Here is a 16071-nt window from a genome sequence, read left to right as displayed (position 1 = left end):
CCGCTTCAGGACCGTCTACATGCTCAGCTGCAACCGCTGGTCGAGCCGCAGCCCTCACAGATGTAGCAGGAGCCGGCCCGCTGCATCTTCGTACCGCAGGAGAAGCACAGCGGCGCGTCCGCGCTGATGCCGAGCTGCATCTCCACGAGCTCCGCCGAGGTGTGCGCCTGCTTTGGGGCCGGGATCTCCGCCTTCGGCGGGGCGACCACCTTCAGGGTCTCCTGCTCACGAGGGGCGGACTGGGCCAGGCCCTCGACGTCCATGTCCTCGTCGGCCGGCTCGTAGGAACCGGTCTCCAGGTGCCGCTGACGCTCCTCGGCCGAGTGGATGCCGAGCGCCGAGCGGGTCTCGAAGGGCAGGAAGTCCAGCGCCAGGCGGCGGAAGATGTAGTCGACGATCGACTGGGCCATCCGCACGTCCGGGTCGTCCGTCATACCGGCCGGCTCGAACCGCATGTTGGTGAACTTGGAGACGTACGTCTCCAGGGGCACGCCGTACTGCAGACCGACGGAGACGGCGATGGAGAAGGCGTCCATCATGCCGGCGAGGGTCGAACCCTGCTTGGACATCTTCAGGAAGACCTCACCGAGACCGTCGTCCGGGTAGGAGTTGGCGGTCATGTAGCCCTCGGCGCCACCGACCGTGAAGGAGGTGGTGATCCCCGGGCGGCCCTTCGGTAGACGCTTGCGGACCGGGCGGTACTCGACGACCTTCTCGACCGCCGCGCGGATGGTCTCCTCGGCCTTCGTGGTGACCTCGGCCTTCTCCGCCTCCTTCTTCTTGGCGGAGAGCGGCTGGCCGACCTTGCAGTTGTCGCGGTAGATCGCGAGCGCCTTGACGCCCATCTTCCACGCCTCGAAGTAGATCTCCTCGACCTCCTCGACGGTCGCCGACTCCGGCATGTTGACCGTCTTGGAGAGCGCGCCGGAGATCCAGGGCTGGATCGCGGCCATCATGCGGACGTGGCCCATCGCGGAGATGGAGCGCTCGCCCATGGCGCAGTCGAAGACCTCGTAGTGCTCGGTCTTCAGGCCGGGGGCGTCGATGACATTGCCGTGGTCGGCGATGTGGGCGACGATCGCCTCGATCTGCTCCTCCTGGTAACCCAGGCGGCGCAGGGCCTGCGGGACGGTGCCGTTGACGATCTGCATCGAGCCGCCGCCGACCAGCTTCTTGAACTTGACCAGGGCGAGGTCGGGCTCGAGGCCGGTGGTGTCGCAGGACATCGCCAGACCGATGGTGCCGGTCGGGGCGATGACGGACGCCTGGGAGTTGCGGAAGCCGTTCTTGGCACCGAGGCGGATCACGTCCTGCCAGGCCTCCGTGGCGGCGGCCCAGATCGGCGTGTCGAGGTCGTCCATGCGGACGGCCGCGGTGTTGGCGTCGGCGTGCTGCTTCATGACCCGCTGGTGCGGCTCGGCGTTGCGGGCGTAGCCGTCGTACGGGCCGACGACCGCCGCGAGCTCGGCGGAGCGCTTGTACGACGTACCGGTCATCAGGGAGGTGATGGCGCCGGCGAGCGCACGGCCGCCGTCGGAGTCGTAGGCGTGGCCGGTCGCCATCAGCAGGGCGCCCAGGTTGGCGTAGCCGATGCCGAGCTGGCGGAAGGCGCGGGTGTTCTCACCGATCTTCTGGGTCGGGAAGTCGGCGAAGGAGATGGAGATGTCCATCGCGGTGATGACGAGCTCGACGACCTTGGCGAAGCGCTCGACGTCGAAGGACTGGTTGCCCTTGCCGTCGTCCTTGAGGAACTTCATCAGGTTCAGCGAGGCGAGGTTGCAGGACGTGTTGTCCAGGTGCATGTACTCGCTGCACGGGTTCGAGCCGTTGATCCGGCCGGACTCGGGGCAGGTGTGCCAGTGGTTGATCGTGTCGTCGTACTGAATGCCCGGGTCAGCGCAGGCCCAGGCGGCCTCGGCCATCTTGCGGAAGAGGGACTTGGCGTCGACCTCCTCGATGACCTCGCCGGTCATGCGGGCACGCAGGCCGAACTTGCCGCCCGTCTCCACGGCCTTCATGAACTCGTCGTTCACGCGGACCGAGTTGTTGGCGTTCTGGTACTGGACGGACGTGATGTCGTCGCCGCCCAGGTCCATGTCGAAGCCCGCGTCACGCAGGGCGCGGATCTTCTCCTCCTCCTTGACCTTGGTCTCGATGAAGTCCTCGATGTCGGGGTGGTCGACGTCGAGGATGACCATCTTGGCCGCGCGGCGGGTGGCGCCGCCCGACTTGATCGTTCCTGCGGACGCGTCCGCGCCCCGCATGAAGGAGACCGGGCCGGAGGCGTTGCCGCCGGAGGAGAGCAGCTCCTTGGAGGAGCGGATACGGGAGAGGTTCAGGCCGGCGCCGGAGCCGCCCTTGAAGATCATGCCCTCTTCCTTGTACCAGTCGAGGATCGACTCCATGGAGTCGTCGACGGCCAGGATGAAGCAGGCCGAGACCTGCTGCGGCTGGGGCGTGCCGACGTTGAACCAGACCGGCGAGTTGAAGCTGAAGATCTGGTGCAGGAGGGCGTAGGCCAGCTCGTGCTCGAAGATCTCCGCGTCGGCGGGCGAGGCGAAGTAGCCGTACTCCTCGCCGGCCTTCGTGTAGGTCTTCACGATCCGGTCGATGAGCTGCTTGAGACCGGTCTCGCGCTGCGGGGTGCCCACAGCGCCGCGGAAGTACTTGCTGGTGACGATGTTGACCGCGTTCACCGACCAAAAGTCGGGGAACTCGACGCCACGCTGCTCGAAGTTGATCGAGCCGTCGCGCCAGTTGGTCATGACGACGTCACGAAGCGCCCATTCCACCTCGTCGTACGGGTGCACGCCGGGGGTGGTGTGGATGCGCTCGATGCGCAGACCCTTGCTCGCCTTGGTTCCCTTGGCGCGGGAACCACGTGCCGGGCCGCTCGCCGTCTCTGTCATGCCGCCTCCCATATACGGGCAAAAACGCCCTGAAGTGCCCAGATCTTCCCGGGGCACAGTCTCTGTCTGTTGCCGTGAACACCGCGCTCAGCGCTCACGACAGGTCTTGTGCCGCCCGCGACCGACGCCGGGCTCTCGCCCGGCGGGTCGGTCAGTCGGCGGCAGTGGCGGGCACGGGGACCTCTGGGGTCGCGCCGCGCCCGCATTCCTCAGCGGGAGGCCGCTCGCGGAGCTCCGCGATGGCGGCCTCGAAGTCTTCGAGTGTGTCGAACGCCCGGTACACGGACGCGAAACGCAGGTACGCGACGAGGTCGAGTTCCTGCAGGGGGCCGAGTATGGCCAGCCCGACGTCATGGGTGGTCAGTTCGGCGCTGCCGGTGGCACGCACCGCCTCCTCGACCCGCTGGCCGAGCTTGGCGAGGGCGTCCTCGGTGACCGGCCGCCCCTGACACGCCTTGCGCACGCCGGAGATGACCTTGGTGCGACTGAAGGGTTCGGTCACGCCGCTGCGCTTGATGACCATCAGCGAGGCGGTCTCCACCGTGGTGAATCGGCGGGAGCAGTCGGGGCACTGGCGGCGGCGGCGGATCGACGTTCCGTCGTCGGTGGTGCGACTGTCGACGACACGGCTGTCGGGGTGCCTGCAGAAGGGGCAGTGCATGGCTTCCGACCCTCCTTCACAGCACGACTGAATAGCCTCGACAGCCCCGTGAAGGGCCCCTCGAAGCAGCCACAAGCATAGGCGATGACCTAGGTCCCGGCAGACCAGGGACCACAACTTCTGGGCGGTCGGATCAATCCAACCACTAGATCTGGGGTTGGGTCGCTGTTTCGGCACCTCGCGCGTGTCGCGCGCCCGGTTCACGGACGACCGGCCACGAGGGTACGGGACGTGCGTGCCGCGACGGATTCCGGGGCCTCGGATGCCACACTGGAGGGGCACCCTCCACATGTCGTGTCGGCGGTGAAGGGTACCGTAATGGACCGAATTGCCACTGGACGCCTGGCCTGCGTATACACCCAGCCGAACAGACGCGTAAGACAATCTGCGATTTTTCACTCGAACGTGTGTTTGGCGCAACCTTTCGAAAGCCACTACCGTTGTCCAGCTAGGGAGAACATCTCGAGAGGGGCCGACGTGACCACCACCGCAGACAGTGCCATCATCACTGCCCAGGACCGCTCCCAGAGCCGACTCGAGCCGGTGCATGCCATGAATGACGCAGCCACGAACCCGGAGGGCCCCAAGCCCACGCGCGCGCTGCCCGGCCGACCTCCAGGCATCCGCGCCGACAGCTCGGGCCTCACGGACCGGCAACGGAGGGTGATCGAAGTCATCCGCGACTCCGTGCAGCGGCGCGGATACCCGCCGTCGATGCGGGAAATCGGCCAGGCGGTGGGGCTCTCGAGCACGTCGTCGGTCGCACACCAGCTGATGGCGCTGGAGCGGAAGGGTTTCCTCCGTCGCGACCCGCACCGCCCGCGGGCCTACGAAGTACGCGGCTCGGACCAGCCAAGCACCCAGCCCACGGACACGACCGGCAAGCCCGCGGCCTCGTACGTACCGCTCGTCGGCCGGATCGCGGCCGGTGGCCCGATCCTCGCCGAGGAGTCGGTCGAGGACGTCTTCCCGCTCCCCCGGCAGCTGGTCGGTGACGGAGAGCTGTTCGTCCTGAAGGTCGTCGGAGACTCGATGATCGAGGCCGCGATCTGCGACGGCGACTGGGTGACCGTCCGCCGCCAGCCCGTCGCCGAGAACGGTGACATCGTGGCCGCCATGCTCGACGGAGAGGCCACGGTCAAGCGCTTCAAGCGCGAGGACGGCCACGTCTGGCTGCTGCCGCACAACGCGGCGTACCAGCCGATCCCTGGCGACGAAGCGACCATCCTGGGCAAGGTCGTGGCGGTGCTGCGGCGGGTGTGACCTCCCCGCCGGCTCTGACCGGGCCCCGGGACCCACTGCGCCGGTCCCGGGGCCCTGCTGTATCCCTACGTCGCCGTATGCGCCGTATCCCTCGTGCCCTACTTCCCGTCCGCCTTCGCCGCGGCGTCGATCGCGGACAGCGAGCGCCGGACCTGATTACGGTCCGTGGTGTACCAGAAGTCGGGCAGTGAAGCCTTGAGATAGCTGCCGTAGCGCGCCGTGGCGAGCCGCGGATCCAGTACGGCGACGACGCCCCGGTCGCCGGTGGCACGCACCAGACGGCCGGCGCCCTGCGCCATCAGCAGGGCCGCGTGGGTCGCGGCGACCGCCATGAAGCCATTGCCGCCGCCTTCCTCCACCGCCTTCTGGCGGGCGCTCATCAGCGGGTCGTCGGGGCGGGGGAACGGAATCCGGTCCATGACGACGAGCTGGCAGTTCGGGCCGGGCACGTCCACGCCCTGCCAAAGCGAGAGCGTGCCGAACAGGCAGGTCTGTGGGTCCCCGGAGAACTTCTTGATCAGCTCGCCCAGGGTGTCTTCGCCCTGGAGCAGGATCGGCAGATCCAGTCGGCCGCGGAGCTCCTCGGCAGCGGCCTGGGCCGCGCGCATGGACGAGAACAGGCCGAGCGTACGACCGCCGGCCGCCTCCATCAGTTCGGCCAGCTCGTCCATCATGTCGCCGCGGCTGCCTTCGCGGCCGGGCGTCGCCAGATGGCGGGCGACGTACAGGATCCCCTGCTTCGGGTAGTCGAACGGGGAGCCGACGTCGATCCCCTTCCACACCGGCAGGTCGTCACCCTCGGTGCCCTCCGGGGCGAGCCCCAGGGAGGCGCCCACTCCGTTGAAATCACCACCGAGCTTGAGGGTCGCCGATGTGAGAACCACGGAGCGTTCGGCGAAGAGCTTCTCGCGCAGCAGTCCGGACACCGAGAGCGGGGCGACGCGCAGCGAGGCACCGAAGCGGTCGTGGCGCTCGTACCAGACGACGTCGTACTCGGAGCCGTTGACGATGCGCTCCGCCACGCCGTGGATGGTCTCGACGGAAGCGAGGGCCTGCTTGCGGACGGCGTCCTCGTCCTGGACGGACTTGTCACGCGTCGAGCCGAGGGCGGAGATGACGTTGCGGGCCGCGTCGCGCAGGGCCGCCAGGGCGTATCCGAGATCCTCGGGGATCTCTTCGAGCCGTCCGGGGAGCGCCAGCTCCATCAGCCGTTCGAAGCCTTCGGCAGCGGTCTGCAGCTCGTCGGCGGTCTTCTCGTTGACGAGCTTGGCAGCGCGGCGGACTGCACGGTTGACCTGGCCGGGGGTGAGCTCACCGGTGGCCACGCCGGTGACCCGGGAGACCAGCTCATGGGCCTCGTCGACGATCAGGACCTCGTGCTGCGGCAACACAGGGGCCCCCTCGATGGCGTCGATGGCGAGCAGGGCGTGGTTGGTGACGACCACGTCGGCCAGCTTGGCGCGCTCGCGGGCCGCCTCGGCGAAGCACTCGGGGCCGTAGGCGCACTTGCTCGCCCCGAGGCACTCGCGGGACGAGACGGAGACCTGTGCCCAGGCGCGGTCGGAGACGCCGGGGGTGAGATCGTCCCGGTCCCCCGTCTCGGTCTCGTCGGCCCAGTCCCGCATGCGCAGCAGATCCTGGCCGAGCTTGCTGGTGGGAGCGGCCGCCTCGAACGGGTCGAAGAGACCGTCCTCCTCGTCCTGGGGCACACCCTCGTGGAGACGGTGCAGACAGAGGTAGTTCGAGCGGCCCTTGAGCATCGCGAACTGCGGGCGGCGGCGCAGCTGCGGATGGAGCGCGTCGACCGTGCGGGGCAGGTCGCGCTCGACCAGCTGGCGCTGAAGGGCCAGGGTCGCCGTGGCGACCACCACCCGCTCCCCGTGGGCCAGTGCGGGCACCAGATAGCCGAGGGACTTTCCGGTGCCGGTGCCGGCCTGGACGAGGAGGTGGGAGCCGTCGTCGATGGCGTCGGCGACGGCGGTGGCCATGGTGACCTGGCCAGGCCGTTCCACACCGCCGACGGCGTCGACGGCGGCGTGGAGGAGCTCGGGGAGGGATGGCTTCGTCATAGCCCGTCCAGCCTACGGGGCACCACTGACAGTGCGATCACGGTCGGCGCAGCGATCACGCCAACGGGTTGGGGATGGTGCCGTGCCTGGCCGCGTGGGGCCGGTCGGGCCGGTCTCGGTAGCCGTCCAGGTGCAGACGGTTGCGGTTGAGACAGAGGCGTTCAATGCGGGGTGTGAGCAGGTCAAAGAGTTCGAAGCGTTCCTTGAGCTCGGGGAATCTGGCGTGGTGGCGCAGGATCTCGGCGCGCGCGAGTGACCAGAATTCGTCCTCTCGAACACCGAGCTGCTCCTCGCACAGGGGTGCCAGGTAGCGGAAGACACCGACGAAGAGTCCGGAGTGGATGAACTGGGTGAGGAAGCCGGGCTCCTCGGTGAGCAGGACCGCCCGGACGTCGGCGGGCATCGTGGCGTGTTCGGGCAGCGAGTGCGCGCTCACGTTGACGTCGTCGACGAAGTCCTTGATCGCCATGCGTACGGGCACGTCGTGCTCGTCGAAGACAACGACGGCGTTCTCGCCGTGTGGGGAGAAGACGGTGCCGTAGCGGTAGAGGAAGTGGAGCAGCGGGGGCAGGAGAGCGGCGAAGAGGCGCTGGAGCCAGGCGGTGGGGGTGAGCCCCGAGCGTTCGACGAGCTCGGCGGTGAAGGAGCGGCCGTGCGGATCGACGTGGAGGAGGGCTGCGAGGGTGCGGGCGCGCTCGCCCGGAGGGAGCCGGAGGGGTTCGCGCCAGATGGCACCGAGCAGTTCCTTGTACTGGTACGGGACTTCGGGGAGTCGGTCGTAGAGCGGGTGCTCGACGGTGACGGAGGCTACCTCGCCGAGGAGGATCACCCCGCACTCGTCACGGAGGAAGGGATCCGCGTCGCGCAGGCCGTGGACCCAGGAGGTGACGGCGGGGGCGGCGAGGGTGCGTTCCGTCGGAAGTCCGCGCCAGACGAGGGTGTTGAGGATCGACAGGGGCAGCTTGACCGTGTGCCGGTCGGGTCTGGTGGTGTTGAGGAAGGTGCGGATGGACTGCTGCGGTAGCCGGAGGTCGGCGTCGGCGGAGAGCGGGACGATCTCGCCCTGGGCGATCGCGGGGGCGTAGAGAGGGAGCAGGACCTCGTCCCACTGCCACGGGTGGACGGGCAGGAGGAGATAGGTGTCGGGGTCGAGTCCCCGGACGCGCAGCTGGGCACGGAAGGCCTCGTGTACGTCGGGGTCGAGTTCCCCCGCGTAGAGGTCGTCGGGGGTGTCGAGTCCGGTGACGCCGCGGTACCGCGCGAGTGTGGTGCTGACGGCGATCCACGGGAGACGGGTGGGGTGGCGGGCTTCGGGTGCCCAGTGGGCGGTGTCCGTGGTGGAGAAGCCGATACGGCCTTTGTTGAGGACGATCCAGGGGTGTCCGGTCTGGTGGCCTTCGAGCTCCGCGTAGCCGAGGTCCGCGAGCTGGGCCGCGGTGAGCGCGGTGCGGTCGAGCCGGGCGTCGGCGGCCAGCGTGGTGGTGAGTTCTCGGAGCAGATGGCCGAGGGTGGCGCCGTCGAGTGCGAGCTGGTGCCGGGCGCGGACGAGGAACCCGAGGGGGTCGGCGTAGGGCCGTCCCTCGCAGGCGATCGAAGGGGCGTCGACGCGCCAGCTGCCGTACGCGCCGCGACGGGCGGTGAAGGTGAGGGGGGAGCTGTCGTCGAGTGCGAGCGTGTAGTGGCCGGCAGGTGCGCCGGGCTGCGGGAGAGGCTCGACGATCTCCTCGTAGGCGAACTCCCCGATCATCTTCGCGAGCAGGCGGCCGGCCGCTCGGGTCCAGTCCGCCGGGTTCAGCTCGGGCGGGGCGAACAGCGCCGGTGAGGCGTGCTGATCGGCGGAGTCATGAAGGGCAGGGGGCTTCGGCACAGGGACTGACTCCTCGGGGTGGAACCGATTCGGGTCGAGCGGTGTATCTAAAGCAGCAGGTCGTTCACAGGACATGGCGCAGGGTGCGATCGCGGACCATCAGGGCGGCTCGTTTGTCGGGGAGGTCGACCTCCGCGGAGAAGCGGAAGCCGGCCCGGAGGAAGGCGGAGACGGAGGGGGTGTTGCGTACGTCCGGTTCGGCGATGACTCGCGTGCAGCGCGGGCGGTGGTCGAGGACGAGATCGGCGACGGCTCTGAGGAGGGTGGTGCCGATACCCCGGCCGCGGTCGGCGACGCCTCCGACGAGGAGGTGGATCCCCGTGTCGTGCGGCCGAGCGGGGTAGTGCCGGGCGAGCAGGTCGAGGTCGGCGCGGTAGATCTCGAAGTAGCTCATGGGGGTGCCGTCGAGGACGCCGAGGCAGGGGACGCTGCGTCCGTCGCCGTCGAGTTGGGTGCGCAGGTGGTCGGCGGTGACGCTGTCGGGGCCTTCCAGTTCCCAGAAGGCGGCGACGGCCGGGTCGTTCATCCAGCGGGCGACAAGCGGGAGATCGCGCTCGATGCGTACGGGTACGAGCTGGAAGTCGCCGACGGGGGTGGTGGCGGGACCCCAGGCGGCGACGGTGTCGAGGAGATCGAGCTCCGTTGCGCCAGTGTGGGGGCGGGCGTCACCGGGTGCTGCGGGGGCGATGGCTCCGCCCGCCGTGAACTGTGCGATGAGGTCGTCGGGCAGCCTCAGGTCCAGGGTGTCCTCCGCTTCCCCGTCGGGGCGGGGATGGGGGCCTGTGCCGGTGTCGGTGCTCGCGTCGGTGGGAGGCACGGGGGCGCTCTCCTCTCAGCGGTTCGGGCGGGCGGGCTCTGTCAGATGGTCATGGGTGGAGAGGGTTGGCGATGGTGACGTAGACGGACTGGGTGTCGACGGGGCCGACGAGTTCGTCGAGGCCGTGCAGTCGGGTGAGGAGGTTGGCCTTGCAGCGCAAGGTCGCGGAGTCCAGCAGGTGACCGGGGAGGGGGGAGCCGAGTGATGCGGCCGAGGTGAGGAACTGCCGCAGGGCGGCCAGCAGGACGCGTTCGTCGGCGAGGCGTTGGGCTCCGAAGGCGCCGATCAGGCCGAGGACGTTGTTGATGCCGACGTAGTAGGCGAAGCGTTCGTCGGTGACGTCGTCGGCGACGAAGGTGTCGCTGGTGGTGCTGATGCCGGGGAGCCGCTTCTCCAGGGCGGTGCGGTGGGACTCGCGGAAGTAGTAGCCCTGGTTGTCGCGGTAGCGGCCGCCGATGGGCCAGCCGTCGGCGTCGAGGAGCACCAGGGTGTTCTGCTGGTGGGCTTCGAGGGCGATGCCGGCCGTGCCATCGAGCCAGAGGATCGGACGGACGACCTGGTCGAGGTAGCGCAGGAACCACTCGGCGGCGACGGCTCCGACGGGGCGTCCCGTGCGGCCGGCGAGGTTCACCACCGTGTCGGCGAGACGGGAGCGCATGGTGGGGTTTCCGGGCCAGGGGCGCGGGGCGGTGAGTCCGGCGATGCAGACGGCGTCGTCGGTGGGCCCGAAGGGGTTGTGGCGGAGCATGACGTCGAGGCCGGGGACGGGTTCGCCGTCAGGGGCGTCGACGGCGAGCCAGGCGGGGTCGCGGACGATGTCGAAGCCTGGGTGGGCGGCCTGCCACTGTTCGGACAGGCCGGTACGGAGCAGCCGGTGGACCTCGACGCCGCGGTGGAGTTCCTTGCGGAGGTTCTCCCGCCGGGAGTTGGTGATGCGGACGCCGAGCGAGAGCTTCAGCATCGCGGGGGCTCCGGGGCGGTGCACGGTGCGGACGGAGGAGGTGGGGTGCCAGGGGTCGCCGTACGGGCCGAGGTCGTGGAGGAGGCCGGCGTCGAGGAGGGAGGTGACGGCCGGGCGGTGCCGCAGTTCGCGGGCCTGCCAGGGGTGGAGGGGCAGGGGCACGGTGTGGTCGGGCAGGCGGAGGCCCTGGGCGAGTCGGGTGGTAAGCCGGCCGGCGGGGAGGGGGCGGCCCTGTTCCGTCCAGGCGGAGTCGGTGGCGAGGACGCTGCGGTCGACGGCGATCCAGTGCAGGGGGAAGGAGCCGTACAACTCGGGTGAGTAGATGCGCGCTTCGGCGTCGGAGAGGCCCTCGCGGCTCTTGGGGGTCGGGTGGAGCGGGTGGCCGAGGAGCAGGGACTGCTCGGCGGTGAGGAAGAGGTCCGCGTCGGGGGCCGGGGCGGGGTCGCGGCGGCGCTCGGTGATGAAGTCGGCGGTGCGGCGGGCGGAGTCGGCGACGCGGCCGACGAGTTCGGTGCCTTCAGGGCGGCCGGATTCGCGGCCGATGAGGGCGGCGACCGTGACGGCGTCGGCGGGCGGGGCTCCGTGGGGGCTGCCTTCGAGGACAGGCGGACCGAAGCGGTGGTGGCCGGTGGGTGACCAGTAGCGGACGGGGACGAGGAGGGCGGTGCCGCTGGCGTCGAGCGGGATGCGGAGGGTGGTGCCTGAGGGAGCGGAGAGGTCGTTCTCCCTGACCCAGCAACGCAGCAGGCTCTCGGTGGTGGCGCCGTCGGCGGCCCGGTGTGCGTCCGGGTGGTCGAGCGGGTCGGCGCTCGGCTCGGCGGTGTCGGCCCGTGAAGGCTGCTCGGCGGGAGGGACGGGCCCGGCGGCGGGCGCGGTGGGCCGTGTCCGGGGGCCGGAGGGGTCGGGTGTGGGGAGAGGCAGGGTGTCGTACGGGCCCGTCAGCTGGCGGGGGACGGTCACCGCTTCGACGGTGGCGGCCGGGACCCGGGGGGCGGCGGGTGCGGGGTGGTCGTCGGTGTGGGGGGTTTCGGAGGTGGCGTTCACGGGGGGACTTCCTTGTGATGGGGTCCGGTCGGTCCGGGGTCAGTGGGACGGTCCGGTGCCGTACCGGTGGTGGTGCGCGGTGCGCTCGGCGGCGGCCAGGGCGTCGGCGAAGCGGTCGAGGACGGCCGTGACCTGTTCGTCGGTGACGGTGAGCGGCGGCAGGAGGCGCACGACGGCGTTGTGGCGGCCACCGAGTTCGACGATCAGGCCGCGGTCGAGGCAGGCCCGTTGTACGGCGGCGGCGAGGGCCGGGGCGGGCGGCGGGATGACGGCGTCGGGGGCGGTGGAGTCGGGGTCGACGAGTTCGACGCCGATCATCAGGCCGCGGCCTCGTACGTCCCCGATACAGGGGTGGGCGGCGGCGAGTCCCTGGAGTCGGCCCATGATCCGGGCGCCGAGGGTGGCGGCGCGTTCGGCGAGCCGGTTCTCGCGGACGTGGGCGAGGGTGGCGGCGCCGGCCGCCATGGCGAGCTGGTTGCCGCGGAAGGTGCCGGCGTGGGCGCCGGGCTGCCAGGCGTCCAGTGCGGAGCGGTAGACGATCACGGCGAGAGGGAGGGAACCGCCGATGGCTTTGGACAGGACCATCACATCGGGGACGACCCCGCTGTGCTCGACGGCCCAGAAGGCGCCGGTGCGGCCGACGCCGGTCTGCACCTCGTCGGCGATGAGGGGGATGGAGCGGGCTTCGGTGATCTCCCGCATCCTGCGCATCCAGGTGTCCGGGGCGGGGATCACGCCGCCTTCGCCCTGGACGGGTTCGACGATCATCCCGGCAGGGGTGGCGACTCCGCCCTTGGGGTCGTCGAGGAGGTTCTCGGTCCATCGGGCGGCGAGCTCGACGCCTCGTTCCCCGCCGACGCCGAACGGGCAGCGGTAGCCGTGTGGGTAGGGCAGCCGGGTGACGCGTACGTCCGGGGCGCCGCCGGAGGCGTCCAGGGCTCCGGAGGTCATGCCGTGGTAGGCGCCGGTGAAGGCGAGGAGCCCGCTGCGGCCGGTGGCCGTACGGACCAGTTTGAGGGCCGCCTCGACGGCGTCGGTGCCCGCCGGGCCACAGAACTGGATGCGTGCGTCGTCGGCGAGTTGCCGGGGCAAAGTGTGAAACAGCTCTGTGGTGAAGGCGTCCTTGACGGGCGTGGCAAGGTCGAGGACATGGAGGGGGGCGCCGGAGTCGAGGACCTTCTTGATGGCTTCGAGGACCACGGGATGGTTGTGTCCGAGGGCCAGCGTGCCCGCTCCGGAGAGGCAGTCCAGATAGCGGCGGCCGTCGGCTCCCTCGATCGTCAGGCCCCGTGCCCGTACCGGAACGATCGGCAGTGAGCGCGCATAGGTGCGGGCGGCCGACTCGCGCAGCGACTGGCGGCGCAGGATGCCCTCATGGGCGGTCCGGTCCTGTGCGGTCCCCTCGCGCAGGGGCGTCGTCGTGGGGGGAAGTGCCGCTGGAGCTGGTTCGGTCACGGCCACGGCGTGGTGTCCTCCCGCTGTGAGACTGCGAGGGCAAAGGGTGCCAAAGGGCGCCCTCGCGATAACAGTTGTGTTGCACATCGGTGCGTTGCCCGTCCCCCGCACGGCGGGGCAGCAGGCTGCCCGTGTGTCCCCCGTCCGTACCAACGACGGTCGAAGCCCGGGATCACGGGCTGTCGGAAGATCGTTGAGTGGTACCCGTCACGGGCTGATCACGGTCGGAACCGCGGACCTGCCGCGTGCCGTCCCCATGGGCACCGGCATAGTGGGGGCCGCACTCCGGTGCCGAGTTGAGAAGTGCTGAGCGGTTCCGCTGCTCACCACCGCGTTTCACAAGTGCATTTGCAGACGTACTCCCAGGGGGATCACCACATGCGACCCATTCGCCCACTGCTGGCCGCGGCTTCCGTCGCCGCCGCGCTGGCGCTGACGGCTACGGGCTGCGGTCCGACCGAGGACATAGCGGGAGACAAGCCCAGCGCCACCGCGAGCCAGCCGTCCGACGGAAAGATCACGATCCCGGACGATCTGAAGGAGCGGCTCAAGGAGCACGGGATCGATCCGGACAAGTGGAGAAACGGCGAGTGGAAGAACTGGGACAAGGACAAATGGCTGCGTGAGGCCAAGGACTTCGTCAACCCGATCATCGAGGACCTCTGGGACCCGGACCGGATGCGGGATGCCCAGCAGCCCGAGCGGCCGGTCGAGGAGGAGGACATCTCCGGTGACAAGGGGGTGACCGACCCCACGCCCCGCCCGGTGAAGGCGAAGAGCGTCAAGACGCAGTACCACGCGAGCGCGCCCGAGGCCGGGAAGGTCTTCTTCGACGGTCCGCAGGGCTCGATGGTCTGCTCGGCGACCGTGGTGAAGGACCCGGCGAACCCGGGCAAGTCCAACATGGTCTGGACGGCCGGTCACTGCGTGCACGCCGGCAAGAGCGGCGGCTGGTACCGCAACATCGCGTTCGTGCCCTCGTACAACAACAGCGGCAAGCCGACCTCCGAGTTGGAGAAGGCCGGCCGTGAGGAGATCGCTCCGTACGGTGTGTGGTGGGGCGACTGGGCGCAGACGTCCGAGCAGTGGATCTCGCAGGGCGCCGCGACCGGCGGCCAGGGCGCTCCGTACGACTTCGCGGTGATCCATGTGACGCCGGAGAAGGGCGGCAAGGGCAAGTCCCTCGAGGAGACGGTCGGTTCGGCGCTTCCGGTCGACTTCAACGCCCCGGCCGCGCCCAAGCTCTCGAAGATCACGGCCACCGGCTACCCGGCGGCGCCGCCGTTCGACGGCCAGAAGATGTTCCAGTGCGCGGACAAGGCGGGTCGCCTGTCGCTGAAGGCCGACCAGCCGACGATGTACCGCATCGGCTGCACCATGACCGGTGGTTCCTCCGGTGGTGGCTGGGTCGCGCAGGGCAAGGACGGCAAGCCCGCGCTGGTCTCCAACACCTCCATCGGCCCGGTGACGTCCGGCTGGCTGGCTGGTCCGCGGCTGGGTACGGAAGCCAAGGGGATCTTCAACGAGGTCAGCAAGAAGTTCGCGGGTCGCTGACCCCGACGCACCTGCCCCTCGACGCGCCTGACCTTAGGCGTGCCAACACGCTCGACACACCATCGCGCTCGACACACCATGAGGCTCGGTGTGCGGGGCGGGCGGCGACTCGCCGCCCGCCCCGTGCGGCCTGGCCGGTTTCATTCGGCATACTGTGCCCGCTCATATGACGTGCCCACGGCAAGCCCTGCCGGGGTGGTGCGTCATGCAATCGCACGTACATCAGGGGGAATCGTTTTCATGCGTTCCATACGTCCGATACCGGCTCTCGCCGGCCTGGCCGCGGCGCTCGCGCTGACGGCCACCGCCTGCGGTCCGACCGAGGACACGGCGGCGTCCAAGCCGGCCGCGTCCAGCCCCGCCGCCGCCGACGGCGGCCAGGGCGGCGACAAGCTTCCCGGTGAGCTCGCGGACAAGCTCAAGCAGCACGGCGTCGACCCGGAGAAGTGGAAGAACGGCGAGTGGAAGAACTGGGACAAGGAGACCTGGCTCCGTGAGGCCCAGGACTTCGTCAACCCGGTGATCGAGGGCCTGTGGGACACCGAGCGGATGCAGTCGGCGAAGAGCCCCGATCCGACGATCGCCGCGACGGCCGGCACCGCCGGGGCCACCGACCCCACGCCGCGCCCGGTGCGGGCCCTGCGGGAGAAGACCCCCTACACCCGTAACGCCGCCCCCGTGGGCAAGATCTTCTTCGACTCGCCGCAGGGCTCGATGGTCTGCTCCGGCACGGTCGTGAAGGACCCGCGCCGACCGGGCAAGTCCAACCTCGTCTGGACCGCGGGCCACTGCGTGCACGCCGGGCAGCGCGGCGGATGGTTCCGCAACATCGTCTTCGTCCCCGCGTACAACAACCTGGGCAAGTCGGCGGCGGCGCTGCGCAACGCCAAGCAGCACGAGATCGCGCCGTACGGCACGTACTGGGCCGACTGGTCGGTGACGTCGGGCGAGTGGATCAACCGCGGTGGCTCCAACGCCGCCTGGCCGTACGACTACGCCGTCCTGCATGTGAAGCCCGAGCGGGGCTCGAAGTCCCTGGAGGAGACCGTCGGGGTCGCGCTGCCGATCGACTTCTCCGCGCCGACGGTCCAGCAGGCGGGCACCATGGGCGCCTGGGGTTACCCGGCGGCCCCGCCGTACAACGGTCTGATCATGCACAAGTGCATCGACCGGCCCGGCCGGCTGTCCCTGGCGCCGGGCACGCCCACGATGTACCGCATCGGCTGCACCATGACCGGTGGCTCCTCCGGCGGCGGCTGGATCCGCACGATGTCCAACGGCAAGCCCGCTCTGGTGTCCAACACCTCGATCGGCCCGGCCGGCAGCAACGGCTGGCTGGCCGGTCCTCAGCTGGGACGCGGCGCCAAGGCCGCCCACGAGATGGTGAGCAAGAAGTTCGCCCGATAGCACGCCGGTAGCCGCTCGCCCCTGGCGAGGAGGTCCCGCGGACGGACCGAAGGCCCGCCCCTTC

At 70.0% G+C, this 16071-nt stretch carries 10 protein-coding genes; 3 read left to right on the top strand and 7 right to left on the bottom strand.

Going from position 1 to position 16071, the window contains the following annotated elements; all coding sequences use genetic code 11:
* Nucleotides 1-23 precede the first annotated feature (23 nt).
* Nucleotides 24-2909, bottom strand: coding sequence for a vitamin B12-dependent ribonucleotide reductase (locus tag ACZ7LT_RS10850; protein WP_471235683.1), 2886 nt, complete (start codon nucleotides 2907-2909; stop codon nucleotides 24-26).
* Between the two features lie 151 nt (nucleotides 2910-3060).
* Nucleotides 3061-3570: a transcriptional regulator NrdR gene (gene nrdR / locus ACZ7LT_RS10845; RefSeq protein ID WP_019889961.1), complete on the bottom strand. Its 510-nt coding sequence runs from the start codon at nucleotides 3568-3570 to the stop codon at nucleotides 3061-3063.
* Between the two features lie 477 nt (nucleotides 3571-4047).
* On the opposite strand from nrdR, the gene lexA reads away from it, so the two are divergent.
* On the top strand, nucleotides 4048-4833 hold the full coding sequence (gene lexA, locus ACZ7LT_RS10840; protein WP_019889960.1) for a transcriptional repressor LexA: 786 nt from the start codon (nucleotides 4048-4050) through the stop codon (nucleotides 4831-4833).
* A gap of 98 nt (nucleotides 4834-4931) precedes the next feature.
* On the opposite strand, the gene ACZ7LT_RS10835 is transcribed toward lexA, so the two are convergent.
* The 5 genes from ACZ7LT_RS10835 to ACZ7LT_RS10815 all read right to left on the bottom strand — a co-directional run bounded on the left by ACZ7LT_RS10835 (nucleotide 4932) and on the right by ACZ7LT_RS10815 (nucleotide 13052).
* The gene (locus ACZ7LT_RS10835; protein ID WP_471235682.1) at nucleotides 4932-6902 is read right to left on the bottom strand and encodes an ATP-dependent DNA helicase; all 1971 of its coding nucleotides are present in this window, start codon (nucleotides 6900-6902) and stop codon (nucleotides 4932-4934) included.
* A gap of 55 nt (nucleotides 6903-6957) precedes the next feature.
* Nucleotides 6958-8769, bottom strand: a complete 1812-nt coding sequence (locus ACZ7LT_RS10830; protein ID WP_471235681.1) for an IucA/IucC family protein — start codon at nucleotides 8767-8769, stop codon at nucleotides 6958-6960.
* 64 nt (nucleotides 8770-8833) lie between these two features.
* Nucleotides 8834-9586, bottom strand: coding sequence for a GNAT family N-acetyltransferase (locus ACZ7LT_RS10825; RefSeq protein WP_471235680.1), 753 nt, complete (start codon nucleotides 9584-9586; stop codon nucleotides 8834-8836).
* 49 nt (nucleotides 9587-9635) lie between these two features.
* Complete coding sequence (locus ACZ7LT_RS10820) at nucleotides 9636-11591, bottom strand: IucA/IucC family protein (RefSeq protein ID WP_471235679.1); 1956 nt, start codon at nucleotides 11589-11591, stop codon at nucleotides 9636-9638.
* 39 nt (nucleotides 11592-11630) lie between these two features.
* Nucleotides 11631-13052: a diaminobutyrate--2-oxoglutarate transaminase family protein gene (locus tag ACZ7LT_RS10815; RefSeq protein ID WP_471235678.1), complete on the bottom strand. Its 1422-nt coding sequence runs from the start codon at nucleotides 13050-13052 to the stop codon at nucleotides 11631-11633.
* Between the two features lie 372 nt (nucleotides 13053-13424).
* On the opposite strand from ACZ7LT_RS10815, the gene ACZ7LT_RS10810 reads away from it, so the two are divergent.
* Both ACZ7LT_RS10810 and ACZ7LT_RS10805 read left to right on the top strand, forming a co-directional pair.
* On the top strand, nucleotides 13425-14600 hold the full coding sequence (locus tag ACZ7LT_RS10810) for a trypsin-like serine peptidase (RefSeq protein ID WP_471235677.1): 1176 nt from the start codon (nucleotides 13425-13427) through the stop codon (nucleotides 14598-14600).
* A gap of 240 nt (nucleotides 14601-14840) precedes the next feature.
* The gene (locus ACZ7LT_RS10805; protein ID WP_471235676.1) at nucleotides 14841-16007 is read left to right on the top strand and encodes a trypsin-like serine peptidase; all 1167 of its coding nucleotides are present in this window, start codon (nucleotides 14841-14843) and stop codon (nucleotides 16005-16007) included.
* Nucleotides 16008-16071 lie beyond the last annotated feature (64 nt).

It is taken from the genome of Streptomyces sp. NPDC039465 (assembly GCF_055639315.1).
Note: the sequence above shows the minus strand (reverse complement) of the source record. Positions and strands in the feature narration are given on the sequence as shown.

Excerpts from the sequence above, each read along its gene's own strand:
- ACZ7LT_RS10835 (WP_471235682.1), bottom strand. The coding sequence starts at position 6,902 with ATGACGAAGCCATCCCTCCCCGAGCTCCTCCACGCCGCCGTCGACGCC.
- ACZ7LT_RS10850 (WP_471235683.1), bottom strand. The coding sequence starts at position 2,909 with ATGACAGAGACGGCGAGCGGCCCGGCACGTGGTTCCCGCGCCAAGGGA.
- nrdR (WP_019889961.1), bottom strand. The coding sequence starts at position 3,570 with ATGCACTGCCCCTTCTGCAGGCACCCCGACAGCCGTGTCGTCGACAGT.
- ACZ7LT_RS10810 (WP_471235677.1), top strand. The coding sequence starts at position 13,425 with ATGCGACCCATTCGCCCACTGCTGGCCGCGGCTTCCGTCGCCGCCGCG.
- ACZ7LT_RS10805 (WP_471235676.1), top strand. The coding sequence starts at position 14,841 with ATGCGTTCCATACGTCCGATACCGGCTCTCGCCGGCCTGGCCGCGGCG.